This window comes from Pelagicoccus albus, from assembly GCF_014230145.1.
GTDB classification, from domain to species: Bacteria; Verrucomicrobiota; Verrucomicrobiia; order Opitutales; family Opitutaceae; genus Pelagicoccus; species Pelagicoccus albus.
The window spans coordinates 486,295-507,929 of sequence record NZ_JACHVC010000006.1 but is presented as its reverse complement, the minus strand read 5'-3'; the positions used below and the strand labels follow the sequence as shown (position 1 = coordinate 507,929).

Here is a 21,635-nt window from a genome sequence, read left to right as displayed (position 1 = left end):
ATAATTGGAAATTCTGTATTCTTAAAATGGTTACAAGAGGGATCGAATCAAAAATAGCCTGCCTTTTTACGGTCTTCCATGGCGCTTTCGCTCCGTTTGTCATCCGCTCTATTACCACGCTCGGTCTGTCTGGCAGCCGCCACTTCCTCGATGATCTTATCCATCGTATCGGCATCCGATTCGACGGCTCCCGTAATAGTCGCGTCACCCATGGTGCGGAATCTGATGCGCTTCGTTTCAACCACCTCGCCATCGCGAGGCTGAACAAATTCCGAAACTGCGAGAATTGTCCCGTTGCGAACTACGACTTCGCGATCATGGGCGTAATACAAACTGGGAAGCTCGATATTCTCCGCCTTCATGTACTGCCATACATCCATTTCCGTCCAGTTGCTCAGTGGGAACACACGAAAATGCTCACCTTGAGCCATGCGGCCATTGAATATGTTCCAAAGCTCTGGTCTCTGGTTTTTCGGATCCCATTGCCCGAATTCATCGCGATGCGAGAAAAAGCGCTCCTTCGCACGAGCTTTCTCTTCGTCGCGTCTCGCACCCCCCATCGCTGCATCGTACTGACCTTCTTCTAAGGCATCCAGCAAGGTTTGAATCTGCAGCATATTTCGGGAAGCATTGGGACCTTTCTCCTCTACGACTCTGCCCTCCGCAATCGCTTGCTCAACGGAACCGACCACGAGGTTCGCGCCGAGACGTTCCACGAGATCGTCGCGATACGTTATCGTCTCAGGGAAATTGTGCCCGGTGTCCACGTGCAACAATGGGAATGGAATCTTAGCAGGCCAAAATGCCTTCATCGCAAGATGCGTCATCACGATGGAGTCCTTTCCTCCCGAGAACAGAAGGACAGGACGCTCAAACTGAGCAGCCGTTTCCCGAAGGATGTAGATCGCTTCGCTTTCTAGCTGTTTCAAGTGCGTTACTGAGTAATCTTGCATAAACTAGTTAAGTTAAATATGTTTTGTTAACTCTCTTATCGAAACCGGTGAGTCAATTTCGTTTTTATAAATTTGCTGGAGCTGAAACGGACAAGACCGCATCGGCAAAACGCTTCGCAGCCTTCTTAAGAGCGTCAGGTTGCAAGACTCCAAAACTCAGTCTCACCCGATTCAGAGGCGTTTTCTTGGCATGGCACAACTCACCAGGCACGTACAAAACGCCCTGCTCTACTGCCATCCGGTGAAACTCGGAATCAAACCCGGTCCTGACACCATCCGGTGCGGTTAGCCAAAGATAGAGTCCGCCAGCAGGCTTTTCCCAGCTCCACTGCATCCCAATCAAGGCTGTTTCCAAGGCGTCATGAAGGGTTTCCATCTTGCTTTGGTACGATTTTCTCAGTCCCGCTAGATGTCGATCAAAAAGCCCTGTATCCAAAGCCTTGAAGAGGAGAGCCTGATCGTAGTTTGAGGTGCCAAAATCCTGTTGTCCTTTCAGACTGAGCATTTTCCCCAGCCACTCGTGGTGGTTACAATAGCCATAGCCAACTTTCAATCCGGTCGCGAAAGGCTTCGTCAAAGTCGTCGTATAGAAAACAGGGACAGATGACGTTTCTCCGAGCAATTTAAGAAAACTCTCCGCCTCGCACGGTTCGTCATAATAAAGCTCGCGGTAGGCGGCATCCTCAAAAAGAGCGATGCGACCCTCATAGCTATTCAGAAGGTTCAGAAGGCTCTCCTTGCAGCTTCTCGAAACACTGTGGCCGCTTGGATTAGCAAAATAGCTAACGAGGTAGAGGGCCTTAACGCGAGAGAGCTCTCCTCGCTCGGCATAAAAATCAAGGAGGCCACTGACGCCCTCGACGTCTACATCGCCATTGGCGAGCATCGGCATCGATACCGCCTCGACTCCTAGCCCTCTTAGCATCTCCAAGAACACGAAATAGGTTGGCTCTTCGACGAGAATGATATCCCCCGCATCGCAAAGTGTCTGCACCGCCAAATAAAGAGCCTGTTGCGAGCCATTCGAAATGAAGGAATTCTCGATCGCGTAAGAGGTTGCCGAACAGTCCTGTGATTCAAGTCTCTCAGTTAACAATTTTCGGAGTCCGAGGTGGCCTTGATTGGTACCATACTGCAGCACGCTCTTGTCGCCTTCCTCACCCAACAAATTCGCCATCTCCGTTAGCTCAGCGAGGGGAAGCGTCTCAGTGTCCGTAAATCCAGCCGCTAGGCTTAACAAATCGGGATTGGCCAAAGCCGTCGTCATGAGGCGAGCGATGTCGGACTCGGTTTGGCGCGATCCGAGGGCGGAAAAATGAAGTGACATGATGGATGTGCTAGGATTTTTCGAAAAAAAAGACAGTGGCGATTTACTCACCACTGTCCAAAATAAACATTCAGTCCTGAATCAAGCTAAGCAATTGAAGGGGCCCCGTCCACGGCTGGCGGAGGGGTGTCTTCCTTGGCCTTTGCGGCTGTTTTCTTCTGTTCAAGCTTAGCTTTTTCCTGCTCCAACCTTTCGTCGAGCTCTGTCTTGGAGGAAACGACTTCCGAGCGAATTTCGCCGTAAGTAAGGATTTCGTCCACATGCTTACCCTCGATCGTTTCGTACTTCAACAGGGCTTCAGCGAGAACGATCAATTCTTCTTTCCGCTCTTCGATGACTGTTTTAGCTCGCTCGAATTGCTCGTGGATCAGTTCGCTTACTGCTTCGTCGATCTTTTCAGCAGTCCGTTCACTGTGATCCTGAGTACGGTTGATGTCGCGTCCGAGGAATACTTGATCCTGGTTATCGCCAAAAGCGATCGGACCCAAACTGCTCATACCATAGCGGCAGACCATGTCTCTCGCGATTTTGGTGGACTGTGAAATATCGCTCTGAGCTCCAGTGCTGTAGTCGCCCGTCACTATTTCTTCAGCAATTCGTCCTGCCAAACCAACTGCGATCATGTCGAGCATCTGGTTTCTGGAAGAGCCAAGCACGTCCTTCGTCGGAGCAAACATGGCCATACCCATGGCTCGTCCACGCGGAAGGATGGTAACCTTGTGCAAGCGAACGTCTTTGTCCTTGAGAACCGCGCGGACCAAGGCGTGTCCCGCTTCGTGGTAAGCCGTGGATTTCAAATCCTCCTCGTCTACTACCCTGCGTCGCTCACGTCCGTATGAGATCTTGTCGCGGGCTTCGTCCATGTCGATATTCTCGACTTGATCTTTACCCTTACGAGCCGCAGTCAAAGCGCCTTCGTTGAGCAAATTCGCCAAATCCGCACCCGCAAACCCTGGAGTCACACGAGCGATCGAAGAAAGGTTAACCTCATTGCTCAAGCGGATCTTCTTGGCGTGAACCTTGAGAATTTCCTCACGGCCACGAAGGTCAGGAAGATCGACAACGACCTGACGATCGAAACGGCCTGGGCGAAGAAGCGCCTTGTCCAAAACGTCGGCACGGTTGGTCGCCGCGATGATGATAACCCCCTCGGTAGTGTCGAAACCGTCCATCTCGACCAAGAGGGAGTTCAAAGTCTGTTCACGCTCGTCATTTCCACCGCCGAGCCCCGCTCCACGTTGGCGCCCGACAGCGTCGATTTCGTCCACGAATATTAGACAAGGAGCGCTCTTGCGGCCTTGCTCGAACATGTCGCGAACACGGCTGGCGCCGACACCAACAAACATTTCCACGAAGTCAGAACCGCTGATCGAAAAGAAGGGAACATCCGCCTCGCCCGCGACTGCCTTGGCAAGAAGCGTCTTACCTGTACCTGGAGGGCCTACCATGAGGATGCCCTTCGGAATCTTACCTCCCATACGCTGGAACTTCTTTGGGTCTTTGAGGAAGTCGATAACTTCACTTACCTCTTCCTTCGCCTCGTCGCAACCAGCCACGTTGGCGAAAGTGACCTTGTCCTTATCGCGAGTAAGCAGCTTCGCCTTGCTTTTGCCAAAATTGAGAGCTCCCTTGCCAGCCATTCTGAGCTGACGCACGAAGAGGAAATACAAGAGACCGATCACCAACAGGAACGGGATGATACCAGCCAAAAGCTGTGGTACGAAATTGTTCGGGCTAGTCTCAGTAAAAACGCCACTGGACTGCAGTATGTCGTAATTCGCTTCTGACAAGCGCCCCTTGGCCGCAAAAGCCTTGTTGGCCAAGACCTCTTCGCCATTCTCATTGGTTACAGATACGGCGATGGTCCCACCTATCTCATACCAATCGGAACCTCCGTTCTGCATGGGGGAAATCTTGCCTCCCCTTACGCGACCGTCCTTCGTCAGCTCGACCACTTCGCTCACGCTAAGCGGATCTACGACGGAGGTTTTGTTAGACTGCTGCCAGATGATCAGCATCAGGGCGATTAGAACCACCCAGAAAATGATTACCTTGGGTTGAAAACGCTCAGGCCCGCCTTTGACGGGACCGCGTCGGTTATTACTTTTATTATCAGGCATTAAAATCTAATGGAGTAGTATACGTTGAGTCTCATCGCTCGTAAGTCAATCGCAAGGCGGCATAGGTATCCAGCTCGAGGGAGCGTTCCGCAGCAGGCGGCAGGCCAGGAACCCAGACTATTCCGCCCGTTTCACATTCGAACACGGGCAGTTTCCCTCTGGACTCAGCGGCGATTTTACGATCAATGAACAAATTTTTGAGTTTCTTGGGCGACGACTTCCCGCGCGGCTTGAATGCGTCGCCCGGCAATTTCCTACGGACATAGAGTCTTTCGGAAGAGTTCCCTAGCGAGCTCAGGTACACTTTTTCGGCGTCTTGGTTACTCCCTAGCTCGAACGAACCCAGCAATTCTTTGACGGCAAAAACCTTGTCGCAACTCAGCTTCGACCCGTCTGGCAAAAAGGCCCGCGTTCCGATCGGGAGATAGAATGGTGCCCAATTAGAATCATTTTCGACAGGACAATTATTCGCTACGCTAATGTCGTCGTCTCCCAGAGTTAGCAGGCTTCCTGCAGATATTTGAATTTTTAGCGCTTCTTGCCCCTCGAGCGCTTTAAGCGCCAAGTCCATCGTCTGGGCCGACAGAAAATCCTTGCCCGCCAAGCGATCAAGCAGCCTTCGTTGCAACGCCGTCGGCAATCCCGAAACGCTAGCCCTCGATAAACGCCTTTCACCTTGGCAAGCCAAACTCCAAGCCTGCTCGGCACAATACTCCAACGCTTCAGCGTCCTCAGCCAACAAGCGGCGACTGAGCCCCACTCCCCGCCGAATCGGTCGATCCGCAGCATCTTCCCAAGATGGAATGGCTCCTTTTCTCAAGCGAGCTCGGTAATTCGCATCAGACTGGTTACTTTCGTCTTCCCTCCACAGGCCACCTACCGTTCGCAAAACATCATGGATCTCGGCCCTTCCGAAATCCAGCAGCGGACGAACAAATTCGAGACCGCCTCCTGCCTTGGAAAGTTCTCGAGGGGCGCTTAAGCCCTGCAGGCCAGCTCCGCGCGACAAACGAATCAACATTGATTCAACCACATCGTCAGCATGATGTCCGCTCACAATGCACACAGGACCCGCTTCGCTCGCCCCTGTCGCTTCGCGGAAAAAAGCAAAGCGAGCTTCCCTCGCGGACTCTTCATTGGTGATCTTGCCTGTATCCGATTCCTCCGCACGGCCATCCACGCAATGAACATCTAAGTCAGAACAGAGCGACTGGACAAAAGAAGCATCCCCATCGGAAGCCGCCCCACGGAGCCCGTGGTTAAAATGCAGAACAGCGAGCCGATCCAAGCGATCCAGCTCCACCAGCCGGGAATAAACGACTAAGAGCGCCAGCACGGAGTCCGCCCCGCCGGAGCAAGCAAGGTAAAGCGTCTCCGCGTCGTCGATACGACGGAGCACTCGAGGGGAAATGCGAGAAGAATCAAACTCGGATTCAAGCCGAGCGCACACTTCTCTCCAGTTCAAATGACCCTCCCTAGCTGAACTATTTACGTTCGATGTACTCCTTGCCGACGTAGGGGACAAGTGCATCCGGCAAACGAATACGGCCGTCTTCCTGCAGTCCGTTTTCGATAATAGCTACGAAAACGCGAGGCACCGCGAGACCGGAGCCATTAAGAGTGTGAACGATCTCAGGTTTACCGGTTTCAGAGTTGCGATAACGGATACGAGCTCGACGAGCCTGGTAGGAGCCGAAGTTGCTGCAGCTCGAAACTTCAAGCCAACGCTTTTGGCCGGCCGCCCAAACCTCGAGATCGTACTGCTTGCAGTTGGTAAAACCCATATCGCCACCGCACATCAACAGAGTGCGGAATGGCAGGCCTAACTTTTCGAGCAAACTCTCCGCATAGCCTCTCAGAGTTTCCAGTTCGTCCATGCTGGATTCTGGCTTCACCCACTTGAGCAGCTCTACCTTGTCGAATTGGTGAACACGGTTCAGGCCGCGTACTTCCTTGCCATGACTCCCCGCCTCACGTCGGAAACAAGCAGAATGTCCACAGCGGTAAACCGGCAAATCCGCCTCCTCCAGAATCTCGTCCCGGAAGAAATTCGTGAGAGGCACCTCAGCAGTCGGGATTGCGTAAAGCCCGTCCTCAACCGTTTGATACATCTGTCCTTCCTTGTCGGGAAGCTGTCCAGTCGCAGTGGCGCTATCCGCATTGACCAGGAAAGGAACCCCGATTTCCTCGAAACCTGCCTTGCCGCCTTCGTTCAGGAAGAAATTGATCAATCCGCGGGCGAGCTTCGCTCCGTCTCCCACAAAGAATGGGAATCCCGCGCCGCTCACCTTGGCGCCCCGCGGAAGATCGAGGATCTGCTCGATCCAATCGATATCGTAGTGGGCAGTCTGAAAATCGGCCTCCTCTGGAATCTCGCCAAATTCGCGAACGACCACATTCTCGCTCTCGTCACGGCCTTCCGGCACGCTCGCATCGGGAAGATTTGGGATATTTAAAACAGCCTGTCCCCACTCTTCTTCCACTGCCGAAAGTTCCGCATCCTTGGCCTTCACGTCGGCCGAAACCGCTTTCATCTCCTGAACCTTGGCGATGAATTCCGGACTTCCTTTGGCGAGTTGGGACATCTCATTGTTGGCAGCCTTCTGCTGAGCTCTCAAGGTCTCCGCTTCGGCGATCAAGCTGCGACGCTTTTCGTCCAACGTCAGAATCGCGTCGAGGTCGCATTTGATGTGTTTTTTGGCGATGCCCGCGCGTACTGCGTCTGGGTTTTCTCGTAGGAATTTCGGATCGATCATCTTCGATTGTGCTTAATCAGGGTTCTCCAAGGGAAATATGCTCGAAAAACGAGACCACGCCTTATCCCCGAGCTTGGCCGAGAGTCAAGCCAGCTCACAAGCTTAGCAGTTTTTCGACTTCGGCATGCACGAGCGCTTCTTCCAATTGAGAGACATCGCCACGTGGGGCCATGAGGGATGAACATCGCTCGCTATCCAGCGGGTAAGAGCCTCGCATTTCCGGTGATACGTAGCTGTAGAGAGTCAAATTAGGGCAGCCCAAGGCATCTGCAAGCTGGGCCGGACCATTGTCGTTCGCGACCACAAGCTCGGCTTCTTTGACGAGATTGCAAATCTCAAGCCAATCCTGCTTTCCCTGCAGATCATAAACCCTATCTGGCAACTTACGTTTCACCTCGAATGGCACCACTCCCACGAGATAGACTTGAAATTCCGGCCGGGTCTCCACCAACCAGCACGCCAAATCGATCATACCGGGCCATGCTCGAGCAGATTTGAAACGACCTGGAAACAAGCAAACAAAGGGGGAATGACTAGCCTTTTGAGAAAAGGGAGAGCTCGCATTCGTCGGAGCCAGATTCAGTTCCACGGGCATTTCCGCCGCCAATCCGAAAACGGTCGCAAATGCCTGCAATTGCTCGATCAGATGCCTTCCATCCACTTCGGCTTCGCCCACCAACTCACGGTAGCAGATGGTCGCCCCTTCACGGGCTGAACGCAGCCCGATCTTACGATTGGCTTTTGCGAAAAAACACATGGCGCCGGTGCGAGCGTAGCCTTCCAGATCCATCACATAGTCGTACCTAACCTTGCGAATCTGCTTCAGCAGCCTGACTGAGTGTATTAGCGCTTCGCTACGTCGAAAGGTTATGGTGTGATCAACAAAATCGAAAGCCGCCACCAATGGCTCATACACTCGACGCGCCACCCAAGTGATTTCGAGCTCAGGCTTACGACGCTTTATCGATTCCATCACTCTCAAGGCATGAACAATCTTGTCCAGCGGAGATGTCATCAAGACGAGCGCCTTCACTCGCTTTGCCATTAGCCGATTCCTCTAAATTGGCGCATGACCTCAAACACTGCCACGCCTGCGGAAGTGGCTAGGTTGAGCGACCGCAACGACTTGTTGTGGTGAGGAATGTTTAGCCGCCTGTCCTCGCCCATTTCGCTGTGCAGCCAATCAGGTGCTCCGTGGCCTTCATTGCCAAACAGGAGACCATCCCCGTCCTCGTAGTTCACATCCCAATACGGTTGGCTGGACTTGGTGGTGAAAAGAAAAAGTCTCTTAGGCCCCATTTCGCTCGCTTTGAAAGCCTCCCAGTTTTCGTGGTGGTGCACGTCGAGGGACTTCCAGTAATCCATGCCGGAACGCTTCAAGTGCTTATCCTTTATGACAAATCCAAGCGGATGGATGAGGTGCAGCCTCGAATTCGTAATGGCGCAGGTCCGACCAATGTTCCCCGTATTTTGAGGAATCTCTGGCTGAAACAGAACGACATGGAGAAGAGGCTTACTCACAGGAAAGAATCTGCAGCCCTGTGTTGTCGGCACTTAGATCGCGACCCACGCTTTCCAAGCCGGCTTCTGTAAATGCGTTTCGCATGGCTTGCATCACCTGAGCTGAAAACTCCGCAGAACAGGCGCAGAGTACGCTCGACCCACTTCCACTCAGCCAACCCGTGTATGCCCCAGCGGATAATCCAGCCGCAATGGCGCTAGCCCCGCCAGGGATATTTTTCAGCCGATACGGTTCGTGCATGCTATCGTGCACCGCATCGGCGAGCGATTCGTATTGGCCAGAAGCGAGAGCGGCCACCACGCATGAAACCGAATTGATACTCGAAACAGCGGTTGCGAAGTCCAGTGACTTTGGCAGTACGCCGCGGGAAGCGGAGGTCAAAACCTCGAACTCGGGCGAAACCACGATCAGTCGCAAGGAATCGTCAATTTCGATTTGGGTAACCGCTTCCACTTTGGCTGGATCGTTCACAAATCTGGATACCGTGAACCCGCCTAGGATCGAAGCGCTGGCGTTGTCGGGATGCCCTTCGAGCTTGGTAATTACCTCGACTAGTTTTTCCTTATCCCAACCCGCTTCCGCCAATTCGGCCAAAGCGCCCAATATACCTCCGCGTACAGTTACGCTAGACCCAAGCCCCCTTGCCTGCGGCACATCGCCGCGTATCCGAATATTGATGTCGAACGGGGCGATTCCACTTTCTTCAAAAAAAGCGGCTACGGTCTCGCGGGCCATTTCGCTCTTGGCAAAAATATCCGGACCAAACGAATCGTCTCCAGCGGCTTCGGCCTTTTCCACGCAAATTTCATTGTAGAGCGAAACTGCCATTCCAAGCGTATCGAAGCCAGATCCACAATTCGAGGTGCTTCCAGGCACTTTGCAAATGACGCGAGAGAGGGATGACATATTAAAAAGGAGTGAGATATTCGGATGGCAAATTAGCGGACGCGTACCTCTTTCATGACACGGTCTATGTCTCGCATTTGCGCTTTCTTCTTCAGGTCTTCCCGCTTGTCAAAGAGCTTTTTGCCAGTGCAGATGCCGATCTCCACTTTGATGAGAGCCTCTTTGAAATAAAGTCTAAGCGGGATAGCCGACTTCCCGCCGGCTTCGAGAGCCCGAGCGATCTTCTTCAGCTCCGACTTCTTGAGGAGTAATTTTCGTTCCCGACGCGGCACGTGGTTATTGATATTTCCGAAAGCATATTCGTCTATGTGCAGGGCGTAGATAAAAAACTCGTCCTTGTGAAAACGGCAGAAGCCTTCCGAAATTTGGGCTTTGCCTGCGCGAATCGACTTCACCTCCGTACCGCTCAAAACGATTCCAGCCTCGTAGGTATCCTCGACCAAATAGTCGCGGTGAACCTTTGAGTTGCGGATTTCCTTGGGGTTCGCCCCCTTGCCGCCTTTCTTGTTTTTGCCAGCCATTTTCGGGTTTCTCTAGTGATCCGGGTATAAAAAGAACGCGGCGGACAAGGCCAACCGCGCTCCAAAATAGTATCAGGGGTGCGGACGCATCAAAGCGGCCGCGAAAGCAAATTCGATCCTAGTCAGCGAGCTCGAAGCTGATCTTGCCCTCGATGATCTCGCGCAAGGCGATATCTTCTGGGTTCAGCTTTTCAAGCGACTCGACCAAAGGGCGATTGCCGTGGCGTAGCTGCTTAACGCGTCGGGAAACGACGTTAATCAGAATGTTAGGGTCCTTGATGACCTTGCGTGCTTCTTTTATATAATCTTCTCTCAAAGCTGCCTCCTTAAAATTGGAATCCGCCCTTTTACCTTGATGCAGTTTAGCGTCAAGCGCTTATTCAAACTTCCAATGCGAACGGAGGGACCTCCCCCTGTCAAAGCCAAACCGCCTCAAGTCCCCAAATGGAAAACGACGATTCGCTCTACCTTTGCTACACCACCGTATCACGGCAAGAGGATGCCGAGACCCTCGCTAAGCAGATAATAGACAGCAAGCTGGCCGCCTGCGTGCAAATCGACGCCCACATCCTATCTTACTACAACTGGAAAGGGAAGACTGAGCGGGACAACGAGATCAGGCTTCAGATCTTCGCCCCCGGTGCCTGCCTGTCAGAACTGGAGAAATTCGTAACGGAACGGCACCCCTACGACATTCCAAAGTGGATCTGCTGGGAGTCGAAAAAAGTTTCAGAAAAGTACTTGAAATGGGCTAATGAAGTCTGCAACCTCCGCGGCTTCATTTAACCGGAACCATTTTCGACCATGTCACAGCATCCTAGCTACAAGTCCAACGCCTCAACTGGCGCCAAGAGAAACGTCCTCAAACGCTTCGAGCGTGTCGAGCTTCTAAAGAAGCGTGGAGAGTGGAAGGACGGCGACCGCGTCTCCGGCCTCAAGAAGACCAAGCCAGAAGCCTAAGCGGCCGACGCAAAAAAAGAATTTTCAAACGCCACCTTCCTACAGGGTGGCGTTTTTTGTGTCCGAGTCCTAGCAGCGAGTCAGCACCGCTCCCCGCTTTAGAGAAACATTCGATTGATCAGATTTTTGATCCTGGCGCCGGCTCCGCCGAACGCGCCGGGCTTGGAGAGATCCATGCAGTACTTGTCTTCGATCAGATCTGGTCGCAGCACCTCAACTTGATATTCGAGAGGATAAGCCTCCATCTCCGCACTGGTCAGAGCCTTGAATCGCGTCGGTAAACCATACCAAGTAAACTCTATCCGCCAGCCTGCGTGGTCGGCGGGTATCACGTCGTTGTGCATAAGCTGAGGGTTGATTCGCAGCAGCTCCGGTATCCGAGTGTCGCGGACAAAAGCCTCCACCGCAATCTGCTCGCTCATGATAAATTGCCAAACTTCCTCCGCCTCGCCGCGTCGGAGAGCGCCACACAACGCCCAACCGTCTAAGCCGATTATATTCATACCATTGAAGGAGCCGTGCTCGTTCTTCGAGGTGTAGTGTCGATCGTACCAAGCCTGGAAATCCGATCCCAGCCAGAATCCGAGCTCGAAATGCAGATGGGCACGACTCTGCGGGATCGTGTAGCCGCCCGCGCTTCGCCCCATGGTGGCGATCCGTTGACCACCGGAAACCTCCACTCCCGCAGCGATTCCCTGCCCGATGGATCGCAAATGGGCATATAGCGTCACAACCCCGGGTGCGATCTGCGGATGCTCGATCACAATATAACGCCCGTAGCTGCTGTTGCCCGCTACCGAATTGACGTAGCGGACCACCCCGGAATCGAAGGCGTAGATAGCATCCGTAGACTCGTTTTTTCGATCCCGTGAAATCGCTCGCAAATCCAGGCCCTCATGGAATCTGTGACCCGAATTTCTCACGCAGCCGAACAAGCCGGAAGTGATGTTACCCGAGACCGTTGGCTGCAAAACCCCTTCCATCTGGCCTTTTTCCAAATAGGCAGGATTCGGAGTCGGCCAATAGTATTGGCCCAAGCGATACGGAGCCTTCGCTTCCGCAAGGCCAACAAAAGCGACAGCCATCAACACAGTTAGGCTAACGAGAAAGTTTCTTTTGGATGTCAAAATTCGTCTTCTGCAATTGGTTCGCCACCTCGGCCAAACGCTCATCGTCAGCCTCAAGAAAAATGAAAACGCGACCGTCGGCGATCGGCTCGTCAATCCGACGCGCCGCGACCGCTTCACCATTGAGGACAAGCACCAAACGCTTTCCTTGGTTCGCCACCGAGATCTGATAAAATTCGCGAGCCGCCGCCGGCTTGAGAGTGAATGCGAGGCATTTGCCCAAAGCAACCTCCGCGATGTCGATTGAATAGTAGTCAAATTCGGAAAGGACCGCATCGCCTTCCACCGGTATTTGCACGAGACTTATCGGAAGCGTGACCAAAGCCGACATGTCGCTCTGGCTGGAGGATTCTAAAATGAAACGGGCTCGCAGGTAATCGGAAACCTTCATCGAACTCGTTTGGCAACCTGCCAAGGCGAGCGAAGCCGCAAGCAAAATGTAGGACCCGATTTTCAACACTTCGCAACTATCCCCGCTCCGCCCCAAGCGAGGCAAGCGAAGAGTGTTTTGCTCCCCTAAAATCAGCTGAGTTCACCCAGCAGCTCTTCGCCCACCGCGTCGGCAAGCATCCGCCCTTCTGGCGTCAGAGCGAGACGATCCCCCTCTCGGACGGCCTTTCCCTCCTCTACCAGTTTGCGAAGCAGCGGCAGCGACTCCACGTCTCGGCCGAATCGGTGATGCAACTGCCGCAAGTCCACTCCTTCGTTCATACGAAGTCCGAAAATCAACGAGTCCTCCAGCAAGAGGCCATCGCTCAACTCCACCCGATCGACCAAGCCGCGCTCACCCCGCTCCAGCCCATCCAGCCACTCCTTTAGGTCGGGAGTGTTGGTGTGACGGCTTCCGTTCCATTGGCTAGAGGCCGATGGGCCGATCCCTATCCACTCCTGCATTCGCCAAGTATTCGTATTATGGAGGCATTCATGCCCTGGCTTTGCGTAATTGGATATTTCATACTGCCTGAACCCGCCAAGCTCCGCCTCTTCCCAGATCGCCGTATAAAATCTGGCCTCACGATCTGGATCAATCGACACTTTGCCTTGCTGTAGCTTTATAAACAAAGCCGTGTCCTCCTCGAATGTCAGGCAGTAGGTGGAGAGATGATCCGGCTGCAGGCCGATTGCCTCCCGAACGTCCTGCCGCCACTCCTGCTCGCTTTGCGTCGGAATCGCGAAAATAAGATCAACGTTCACCGACTTAAAACCCACTTCGCGAATCAATTCGTAGGCTTTATGGATCTGCTTCAGGGAATGCTGCCGGCCCAAGGCGTCCAAAAGTCTTTCGTTCAAGCTCTGTATTCCCATCGAAATACGAGTAACGCCCGCCTCCTTAAGCGCTTCGAGCTTGTCTCGCTTTACTGAAGAGGGAGCCATTTCCACCGTCCACTCTTCCGCTGGCATGCCGAGCGTATCCGTAATACAGGCACCAACTGTGAGCATATCTTTAGCAGGAAGCAGCCCTGGAGTTCCCCCTCCCCAAAACATCGTATCAAGTTTCCGGCTACCGGTATCAACGAGCTCGAGCTCGCGTTTGACCCCATCGATGTAGGAAAGAATCCCTTTTCTGTCCGACTGGATTTGATAAAAACCGCAAAAGTCGCAAGATGTAGAACAAAAGGGAACGTGAAGATACAAACCCAGCGCTGGGTCAGGCACGCTTGCACGCTGAATATGATCGCTATTGTTCACTCTTTAAATCCATTTAACGCAATTCGCATCCGGTCGGTGAACAATTTGCTTCACCGCAAGTCCGTTATGTGATTGCAATACAGGTATTAATTCACTCTACCAGCCCGAAAACATGGACAAGCGAATTTCCAAAACCAACCGCAGAACTTGGCTAGCGATCATCCTCGTGCCGATCGCTCTCTTCCTCGCAGGTTGCGATTTGAAAGTCATAGACCTAACTCCTTCGACTCTCAAAGCCAACCCATCCCGCACCTATTCCATCACGGCTCAGGTATCCGTGAAGAACAACGCTGTTGTTGATGGCTCCGTTTCTCCGGACATCGTCATCGATGGTCAGGTTCATAAAATGAGCCGAGTTCCCGGCAGCGATTCGCTATACGAATACGATTACCGCATGCCTGCGGGACGCGACAAGGCGGCCTACTACTTGCTCGTACGCTACCAGCGCAAGACCGCGTCTAGCACCGTTTCGAAGGAGATCCCAACCGAGGTTAAGACCATAACCGTCGAAAACCGCTACTCGGTTGAGCTCGAGGTCAACCGCGCTCCAGTGGGCACACGCATCGCCATCTTGGGTCGTGGATTCACCAGCGACGATAAGGTCATGGTCGGCGGCACGCCAGCAGTCACCCAAGCCGAGAGTTCCACCTCGCTCGCTTTCTACGTTCCAAGCCTCCCTGAGGGTCGCAACTACAACGTTACCGTCCTCGGACTGAACGGTGAACTTTCAGCCGGAAGCCTACGAATCGACGCTTCTAGCATCCGCGTTTCTCCTAGCAGCCTGAGCCTCCGGCCCGGCCAGCGCGGCATTCTCGCATTCTCGATCCCGAACGAAGCCCCTCCAGGAGGCCTCGCGGTAACAGTCACTACCGACGTACCAGACAGCGTGATCATGCCAGAAGTGGTGATCCCAGCCGGACAACGCTCCACCAGCATTCGCGTAGAAGGTGGCGATCCAGGTTCCGGTTCGCTCTTTGTGGAGCTAGGCGGCTACTCTGACGTCGAAATTCCGATCACAGTAGCGGAGTAAGCCTCCACTCTGAAACGATTTACAAAGCCCCGGCAGCCACAGGCTCCGGGGCTTCTTTTTGCAGGAAAGCCACTGACTCCTGATAAAAGCTAGCTCGCGAACCGCGTAAATCCTCCGCGATGATCCGATTCTCAAGCCTCCAGCGGGCGCTTAACAGAGCGAATGATCCCCCCAAAAAAAGCCCGCCTTTTCGCGCCTGAAAAGACCGGCTTTTTGCATACCGAGATCTAAGGGAATCGTGTCGTTACCCACTTAATTGCACCTGCAATCCCAAAAGCGAAAAACCATTGCTATCCAGCACTTTAGGTGCATACTAAATCCAGTTTATGGATACCCCATCCCTCCCCTCTATCCTAGTTTCGCTCCTTGGAGGACTTGCTATTTTCATTCTCGGCATGAGCCACATGACGCAGGCTCTGAATGCCATCGCTGGGTCGAAGATGAAGGACCTACTGGCCGCATTTACGCGGAACCGTTTCGCCGCCGCCGCCACAGGTGCAGCCATAACTGCGGCGGTCCAGTCTTCTTCCGTCACTACGGTACTACTGGTCGGGTTTTCCTCTGCTGGACTCATCACGCTCAGCCAAAGTGTTGGCGTTATCCTTGGAGCCAACCTCGGCTCGACCGTCACTGCTCAAATCATCGCCTTCAAGGTCGCGGATATGGGCGCGATACTGATGGTGGTCGGTCTAGCCATTTCATTTTTCAAACAACGTCCTCGCCTCTCTCAAATCGGAATCCTGTTGCTCGGACTGGGAGCTATCTTTTTCGGCATGCAATTGATGGGAGACGCGACAAGACCGCTGCGAAGCTATCCTCCCTTTCTGGAGGCGATGCAAACCATCGAAAGCCCGGTCTGGGGCATTTTAATCGCCTTGGTATTTACCGCTGTCGTGCAGAGTTCCGCCGCCACGATTGGTCTGGCCATCATCTTCGCCAACCAAAACCTGATCACCCTGGAAGCAGCCATCGCCTTGGCCTTTGGCGCAAATATCGGCACCTGCATTACAGCTGCTTTCGCTGCCATTGGCCGTCCTGCCGCAGCCTGGCGGGTCGTTTTCATCCATATCGTGTTCAATCTGCTGGGTGTAGCCATCTGGTACGCCCTCATCCCGCAATTGGCGAACTTGAGCGAGTTCGTATCAGACAAGCTCCTGCACGACCAATCTACCGGGCGCGAGATCGCTATCGCCCATACATTATTCAACTTTACAAACCTTCTGCTATTCATCGGTTTCACCGGTCCCCTGGCGAGATTAGCCAATCTGGTTGTTCGTTCTCGGCCCAAACCCGAAAAGGCGGCTGCTCACCCCATCTACCTCGACCCGATTTATCTTCAAACGCCGAGTCTCGCCATCGACAGAGCCAGGCTCGAGTGCGGTCGGCTCGCCACGCTCGCCATCGCCATGGCCGAAGAGATCCCACTAGCCGCCTTGGAGGGCGATACCGAACAATTGCGACGCTTGGAGAAAAGGGATGACGAAGTCGATGACCTGCAGACCGCGATCCTCAACTATTTATCTCGAATTGACGCCAAACAACTCGCCAAACGAGACCAGGAAGCCATCCACGACGTCATCGGACTGGTGAATTGCTGGGAGAACATCGGCGACCTCTTAGACTCCCATGTACTGCCTCTGGGGCACGATCGTATTAAGACAGGTCTGTCTATTGGTACGGAGACAAAAGCGAAACTCCTCCAATTGCATCAGCTTCTACTTCGAGACATGCGCCTCGCTTTGCTCGTAACGACAGATGGGAATCTGGAGCAGGCCAAGGAACTACACGACGCGAAAGCTCCGTTCCGCAAACTCGCCGCCGAGGCGGAAAACCAGCTTCGCGACCGCCTGATCGGACGCGAAACCGAGCGTCTGGAACTGTTTCGGCTAGAGTCAGACCTTATTTCCAACTTCGTGCATTTGCAACATCACGCCCGCCGACCAGCCAAGCAATTGTTGGAGAAAACGGAATAACCCCAAACCACCCCAAAAATGAAAACTACCCTGACCTTTCTCGGAGCTGCTGGCACTGTGACCGGCTCGCGTCATCTGGTCGAAACGAGAGACTCTCGAGTCCTTGTGGACTGCGGTCTCTTCCAAGGACCCAAAAAGAACCGGCTCAAAAACTGGGAACCGTTTCAGGTCGATCCTTCCACCATCGATGCGGTCATGCTTACCCACGCTCACATCGACCACATTGGCTATCTGCCTCGCCTGGTAAAAGATGGCTTTCGTGGTCCCATTTATGCGACCCACCCGACTGTAGAACTAGCCCATATCCTGCTCAAAGACACCGCCCACCTTCAAAAAGAGGAAGCGAAATGGGCGAATAAGAAAGGTTACAGCAAGCACAGTCCCGCCTTGCCTCTTTACACTGAACGCGACGCCGAGCGAGCTACCGATCTTTTGCAGGGCTTTTCCTACGGGGATGAGTTCGAACCGATAAAGGGTATACGTGCCAAGTACCGAGACGTTGGACATATACTCGGGTCAGCCTTACTCGATTTGAAAACGACTGACCGAGAGGATAGTCCCAAGAAACTCGTTTTTTCAGGAGACGTAGGACGCCCGACCGATACCATTCTCCGACCTCCGGCCCAGCCCTACAACGTTGATTACCTTGTCATGGAGTCGACCTACGGGGACCGCCTCCACGATCCAGAAGACGTCAAAAGCGCCCTTCGCGATGCCTTGAGAGAAGCATTCAGCCGCGGAGCTCCGATCCTAATCCCATCCTTTGCTGTCGGCCGAGCCCAGAGCCTGCTCTACCTGATACGCGAGCTAGAAGATGCGGAGGAAATCCCTAGCGTGCCTGTCTTCCTAGATTCACCCATGGCCCTGAGAGCTCTGGAATCCCACACCGCAAACCTCAGGGATCTGAACCTCTCTTGTCGCAGAAAATTCTTGCACGGCACCGATATCTTCAGCCCGAAAATCTTGCATCTAGTCGCTAAGCAATCCGAATCCAAAGAGCTCGTTAAAAGGAACGGACGCTGCATCATCATAGCGGGAAGCGGCATGGCCACAGGCGGTCGCATTCTCCATCACCTCCGACAGCATCTGCCCAATCCGACCGCTACGGTTTTGTTCGTTGGCTACCAAGCGGAGGGCACTCGTGGGCGGGCTCTGCTGGAAGGAAAACCTGAAATCAAAATGTTCGGACAAGAAATCCCAGTTCGAGCTCACATACGATCCATCGACGGCTTTTCGGGACATGCCGACTACCTGGAAATGCTCGCTTGGCTAATGGCATTTAATAAACCCGTATCACGAGTTTTCCTGACCCACGGCCAACCGGAAGCGTCAGAGGCGTTTGGCATACGAATTCGAGAGCAATTCAACTGGCCAGTCACCTTGCCGAGAGAAGGACAATCTTTCGATATCGACTTCTGACATTCGTAGTAACTAATCAAATACAGGCTTTACCCCAAGGCATATCACTTAGTGTAATTAGGATATGTATACCAGACACACCCAGAATAATTTATAGCGACCATAATTTCATCTCCATAAGAGGGAAAATTCGTGGAATTCCGTCGGGATCTCCTATCAAATCGCGCATTGAAGAGAAAAGAGTCCTGACTCTGATCCCCCTTCAAAACCCACCCCACGAATGATCGCAAAAATATCAGTATGCTTGCTCACCTTATCGTTATTCCTCACCGGATGTGAAACAACCCAACTCGTGATCAGTCCATCTCTTGAGGACTCCGAAGCGTCGCCTCGCACGGTTGAAAAAACCCACCGAGTTTCCGCCGCCCTCTTATCCTCTCAATTCTCCCGAAAACTCGAGGAGCTTCCCACCTTCGTAATAGAGGTCGAAAACCATGGCGAGCGTAGTTTGATTTTCACTACCTCAAGCGTTAAGTTAAGCTCCGGCGACCAGCCAGTAGAAGCCTATTCGATTGAAGAGTATACCGCCAAGCTCGCCGAAGCGTCACACCGTGAAGCCGAGGAAGAAGGCGGCAGGCAGGCCGAAGCCGCTCTCCGCACGAGCGGATCAGTTAGCACACCGGCCATGCAGGACAACAGCGCCGCTATGGCTAAGATCACTTCAGCTAACATGGCTAGCCGTGCCTCCGCAAACCGCAAAGTAAGCCAACAGTTAAACAAGGAAATCACGGAGTTGATCGACATCCATCAAATCAATCCGGGTGACAGCAAATCCGGTAAGGTCCTGTTCCATGGAGAGAACATAAAGGCCAACCTACCTCTCAAATTGGTCGTCACGCTAGAAGGCGAACCATACGAGTTCACGTTCTCAGTCACAGAACAAAGCCAATAAAATCCGGGCAGACTCTAGACTGATTCTTCCAGATAATTTCCCTACCTGATATCAACAAATGGGATGGCCCGTCGCTCCAATGCGGTGGGCCATTTTCATTCATATTTTGATTCAGAACGGTATCTGCTACTCTACTTGGCTCCGACTCGTTTTATGACGGATTCTACGTCGAGAAAATCGATATCGCGCGTGGACACTGCCACATTACCCACACGTAGTTCTTTGATTAAATCGTGAGCGACTAGGTTTGCTCCACCGGGCGTATTCAAAGCAACTGCCTTAAGCCTCTCACCTTCCGCAGTCGCCTCCCGTTCCAGCAACTTGCCTTTCGCTTCCAAACCAGCGGCATAAAGATCCGCGTCCGCGTTCAGCTTGGCCGCTGTTAATCGAGCGTCCGCGTTGATCTGAGCGATCTCCTTATCGGTATCGGCTTTAATCGTCAATTGAGCTGCTCGCAATTCCTGCGATATCACCTGAACCTTGGCTTCCGTTTCAGCAACGATTCGGTTCGTTTCACCTTTTCTTTCTTCAGCAAGAGCACGCGACTTGTTTAGCTCCACATCTTGGTCGGCAAGTTTTTTATCGAGGATCTTCCGTTCATACGAAGGATCGAAACCAATATCGCGAATCAAGATCTGCACGAGCTCGATGTAGTTCCGATCCAAGTCGGCAGCCAGCAATTCGAAGCTCTCCTCCGTCTTGTTACGCCTTACCTCTGGATTGTAGAACTCTTCGGTCAACATGGTGCCAAAAACCTTGCGAATGGTGTTCTGCACTTGGTCGCCTACGATGCCCTTATAACGCGCCTCGGAGTTGAATTTTCGATACATATCGTAAGCCCTGCCCGGCTTGATGCGGTATTTCACAGTGATATCCAAGCGAACCGTATAGCCATCCTTCGATTTCAATTCGATCTGACCGGGGCCAACCGAAGGAGCCGAACCGAGATAGCGTTGGGTGGACGACGATAGGAAGCTGTAGATCTTGCTCGCTTGACGACGTTCCTCAACGGTTGTGAATTCCGTGGTCTGTACCGTAGAGTCGAATACATTCCACGTGTCTAGCAAAGGCAAGTTTCTGTGGTAACCCGGACCGTAGTCGATTTCCACTACGCCCTTTTTGCCAATCAGATCGTATTGCTGAGTTCGCACTCCGACTTCGCCCGGAGCGATACGTTTTAGGAAAGTGCCAGCGATCAGAAACACAGCCAACACGCTGAGAATGGTTAGGATAGAAATTATCTTAATGAGTTTCATTTTGAGAGGGGTTTGAGCGGGCTATTTCTTCTGGAGGGCGACGGATTCATCGATATGCGACAATCGCTCGGTCGAGCTTTCCAAGCTGAATGGCTGACCGCTAAATCTCATTTGAGAGAGTTTCTCAGCGTACGCTCGCTTGATCAGATTCTTTCCGCCCTCGCCTTCGAAGGCATTTGCTAGAGCCGTCAAGGCCTCGCCTTCAGACTTGGCCTTTAGAAGAATCGCCTGAGAGTTCTTGTCTTGTTGGTAATAGTTCGCGTCTGCGCCGAGCTGCGTATCGATCACATAGGCTTCCGCGTCCTTTACCTTCTTCTCGGCTTGTGCCTTTGCCTCCACGATTAGCTTTCGCATCTCGCCTTCATAGGTTTCCAACACGACCTCCTTTTTCTTGGTAGCTTCGACCACGCGAAAGATCTGATTCTGCCGTGCCGCGTTCGCCTTGGATATCTGCTCTTCCACTTCCTGGTCCGCCAACTTCTTGGCCCTGATTCGTTCTTCGTACTCCTTGTGGAAACGGAACTTTTCGGCTATCACTTCTGCGACTTCGATTCCGTAAGGGCGAAGCAAACGGTTGAGTTCCTCTTTGCCTTTTTGCGCCTTTTGGTTTCTCACACTGGCGTCGTAGAACTCTTCCGTCGTCATCTCTCCGAAAACATTCCGGCAAACGGAACGCGAGTAGTCGCGCACCCACTTGTATTTATAAGCGTCATCCAGTCCGGACGTTGCTACGACCTCTTCGATCATGTCTCGCCGAATCGCGTAGTTGATGGTGAGGTCGAGAAAGACGTCGCTACCATCCACCGTTTTGATTCGCAGGTCGTCCTTTCCTTCGCGGTCGCCTCGCGTCGGATTCTCCGTCATCTCTAAACGTTGGACCGTGAGATCTAGAAGATAAAACGTATTCACTAATCCATTATAGATATTAGTACCCGAATCGGAAATAATGGTTATGTCTCCGGTGAGATTGTTTATCTTGACGCCTACCTCGGTGCCGGAGACCCGCTGCACACGAAAGGCCAGGAGGAAAAATACAGCCAAGAAAACCAAAGCGATTAGAGCTAAAGCGACCGGGCCGCGAAACTTTTGGAGAACGGCCAACAGACGCTGTCTGGCCACATTGGATTCAATATTAGGTTTCATTTGTCATAGGGGTTTACCGAAAAAGACATCCTTCGGTTACA

Annotated in this window: 21 protein-coding genes; 6 read left to right on the top strand and 15 right to left on the bottom strand. The window is 52.9% G+C overall.

Going from position 1 to position 21,635, the window contains the following annotated elements:
- Nucleotides 1-47: 47 nt before the first annotated feature.
- The 10 genes from cysD to H5P27_RS05525 form a co-directional block, all read right to left on the bottom strand.
- Entirely contained in the window at nucleotides 48-953 is a 906-nt protein-coding gene (cysD, locus tag H5P27_RS05570; RefSeq protein WP_185659381.1) for a sulfate adenylyltransferase subunit CysD, read from the bottom strand.
- 64 nt (nucleotides 954-1,017) lie between these two features.
- Nucleotides 1,018-2,280, bottom strand: a complete 1,263-nt coding sequence (locus H5P27_RS05565; RefSeq protein ID WP_185659380.1) for an aminotransferase-like domain-containing protein — start codon at nucleotides 2,278-2,280, stop codon at nucleotides 1,018-1,020.
- 86 nt (nucleotides 2,281-2,366) lie between these two features.
- Nucleotides 2,367-4,400, bottom strand: coding sequence for an ATP-dependent zinc metalloprotease FtsH (gene ftsH, locus H5P27_RS05560; RefSeq protein ID WP_185659379.1), 2,034 nt, complete (start codon nucleotides 4,398-4,400; stop codon nucleotides 2,367-2,369).
- A 31-nt stretch (nucleotides 4,401-4,431) separates the two neighbouring features.
- A complete protein-coding gene (tilS, locus tag H5P27_RS05555) occupies nucleotides 4,432-5,799 on the bottom strand; it encodes a tRNA lysidine(34) synthetase TilS (protein WP_185659378.1) in 1,368 nt (455 codons plus the stop codon).
- A gap of 85 nt (nucleotides 5,800-5,884) precedes the next feature.
- Complete coding sequence (serS, locus tag H5P27_RS05550) at nucleotides 5,885-7,156, bottom strand: serine--tRNA ligase (RefSeq protein WP_185659377.1); 1,272 nt, start codon at nucleotides 7,154-7,156, stop codon at nucleotides 5,885-5,887.
- 94 nt (nucleotides 7,157-7,250) lie between these two features.
- Complete coding sequence (locus H5P27_RS05545) at nucleotides 7,251-8,201, bottom strand: glycosyltransferase family 9 protein (protein WP_185659376.1); 951 nt, start codon at nucleotides 8,199-8,201, stop codon at nucleotides 7,251-7,253.
- Entirely contained in the window at nucleotides 8,201-8,677 is a 477-nt protein-coding gene (locus H5P27_RS05540; protein ID WP_185659375.1) for a TrmH family RNA methyltransferase, read from the bottom strand. The genes H5P27_RS05545 and H5P27_RS05540 overlap by 1 nt, the downstream gene beginning before the upstream one ends.
- A complete protein-coding gene (gene thrB, locus H5P27_RS05535) occupies nucleotides 8,670-9,584 on the bottom strand; it encodes a homoserine kinase (protein WP_185659374.1) in 915 nt (304 codons plus the stop codon). Before thrB ends, H5P27_RS05540 begins: the two co-directional genes overlap by 8 nt.
- Before the next feature lie 32 nt (nucleotides 9,585-9,616).
- A complete protein-coding gene (gene smpB, locus H5P27_RS05530) occupies nucleotides 9,617-10,105 on the bottom strand; it encodes an SsrA-binding protein SmpB (protein WP_185659373.1) in 489 nt (162 codons plus the stop codon).
- Nucleotides 10,106-10,223: 118 nt separating this feature from the next.
- Nucleotides 10,224-10,421, bottom strand: coding sequence for a DNA-directed RNA polymerase subunit omega (locus tag H5P27_RS05525; protein ID WP_185659372.1), 198 nt, complete (start codon nucleotides 10,419-10,421; stop codon nucleotides 10,224-10,226).
- A 128-nt stretch (nucleotides 10,422-10,549) separates the two neighbouring features.
- Between H5P27_RS05525 and cutA the strand changes: the two genes are divergently transcribed.
- Together cutA and H5P27_RS05515 are read left to right on the top strand one after the other, a co-directional pair.
- Nucleotides 10,550-10,891 (top strand): divalent-cation tolerance protein CutA, encoded by a 342-nt coding sequence (cutA, locus tag H5P27_RS05520; RefSeq protein WP_185659371.1) that lies wholly within the window; start codon nucleotides 10,550-10,552, stop codon nucleotides 10,889-10,891.
- 18 nt (nucleotides 10,892-10,909) lie between these two features.
- Nucleotides 10,910-11,065, top strand: a complete 156-nt coding sequence (locus H5P27_RS05515) for a small basic protein (RefSeq protein ID WP_185659370.1) — start codon at nucleotides 10,910-10,912, stop codon at nucleotides 11,063-11,065.
- Between the two features lie 98 nt (nucleotides 11,066-11,163).
- Here the strand turns inward: H5P27_RS05515 and H5P27_RS05510 are convergent, their stop codons facing one another.
- From H5P27_RS05510 to hemW, 3 genes are all read right to left on the bottom strand, one after another.
- Nucleotides 11,164-12,150, bottom strand: coding sequence for a M23 family metallopeptidase (locus H5P27_RS05510; protein ID WP_185659369.1), 987 nt, complete (start codon nucleotides 12,148-12,150; stop codon nucleotides 11,164-11,166).
- 13 nt (nucleotides 12,151-12,163) lie between these two features.
- The gene (locus H5P27_RS05505; RefSeq protein ID WP_221774614.1) at nucleotides 12,164-12,583 is read right to left on the bottom strand and encodes a hypothetical protein; all 420 of its coding nucleotides are present in this window, start codon (nucleotides 12,581-12,583) and stop codon (nucleotides 12,164-12,166) included.
- Nucleotides 12,584-12,714: 131 nt separating this feature from the next.
- Nucleotides 12,715-13,881, bottom strand: coding sequence for a radical SAM family heme chaperone HemW (gene hemW, locus H5P27_RS05500; protein WP_185659367.1), 1,167 nt, complete (start codon nucleotides 13,879-13,881; stop codon nucleotides 12,715-12,717).
- 112 nt (nucleotides 13,882-13,993) lie between these two features.
- On the opposite strand from hemW, the gene H5P27_RS05495 reads away from it, so the two are divergent.
- From H5P27_RS05495 to H5P27_RS05480, 4 genes are all read left to right on the top strand, one after another.
- A complete protein-coding gene (locus H5P27_RS05495) occupies nucleotides 13,994-14,911 on the top strand; it encodes an IPT/TIG domain-containing protein (RefSeq protein WP_185659366.1) in 918 nt (305 codons plus the stop codon).
- Between the two features lie 326 nt (nucleotides 14,912-15,237).
- Nucleotides 15,238-16,884 (top strand): Na/Pi cotransporter family protein, encoded by a 1,647-nt coding sequence (locus tag H5P27_RS05490; RefSeq protein ID WP_185659365.1) that lies wholly within the window; start codon nucleotides 15,238-15,240, stop codon nucleotides 16,882-16,884.
- Between the two features lie 18 nt (nucleotides 16,885-16,902).
- On the top strand, nucleotides 16,903-18,303 hold the full coding sequence (locus tag H5P27_RS05485; protein WP_185659364.1) for an MBL fold metallo-hydrolase RNA specificity domain-containing protein: 1,401 nt from the start codon (nucleotides 16,903-16,905) through the stop codon (nucleotides 18,301-18,303).
- 292 nt (nucleotides 18,304-18,595) lie between these two features.
- A complete protein-coding gene (locus H5P27_RS05480; protein WP_185659363.1) occupies nucleotides 18,596-19,195 on the top strand; it encodes a hypothetical protein in 600 nt (199 codons plus the stop codon).
- A gap of 131 nt (nucleotides 19,196-19,326) precedes the next feature.
- Here the strand turns inward: H5P27_RS05480 and H5P27_RS05475 are convergent, their stop codons facing one another.
- On the bottom strand, nucleotides 19,327-20,451 hold the full coding sequence (locus H5P27_RS05475; protein ID WP_185659362.1) for an SPFH domain-containing protein: 1,125 nt from the start codon (nucleotides 20,449-20,451) through the stop codon (nucleotides 19,327-19,329).
- 21 nt (nucleotides 20,452-20,472) lie between these two features.
- Nucleotides 20,473-21,594 (bottom strand): SPFH domain-containing protein, encoded by a 1,122-nt coding sequence (locus tag H5P27_RS05470; protein WP_185659361.1) that lies wholly within the window; start codon nucleotides 21,592-21,594, stop codon nucleotides 20,473-20,475.
- Between the last annotated feature and the right edge of the window lie 41 nt (nucleotides 21,595-21,635).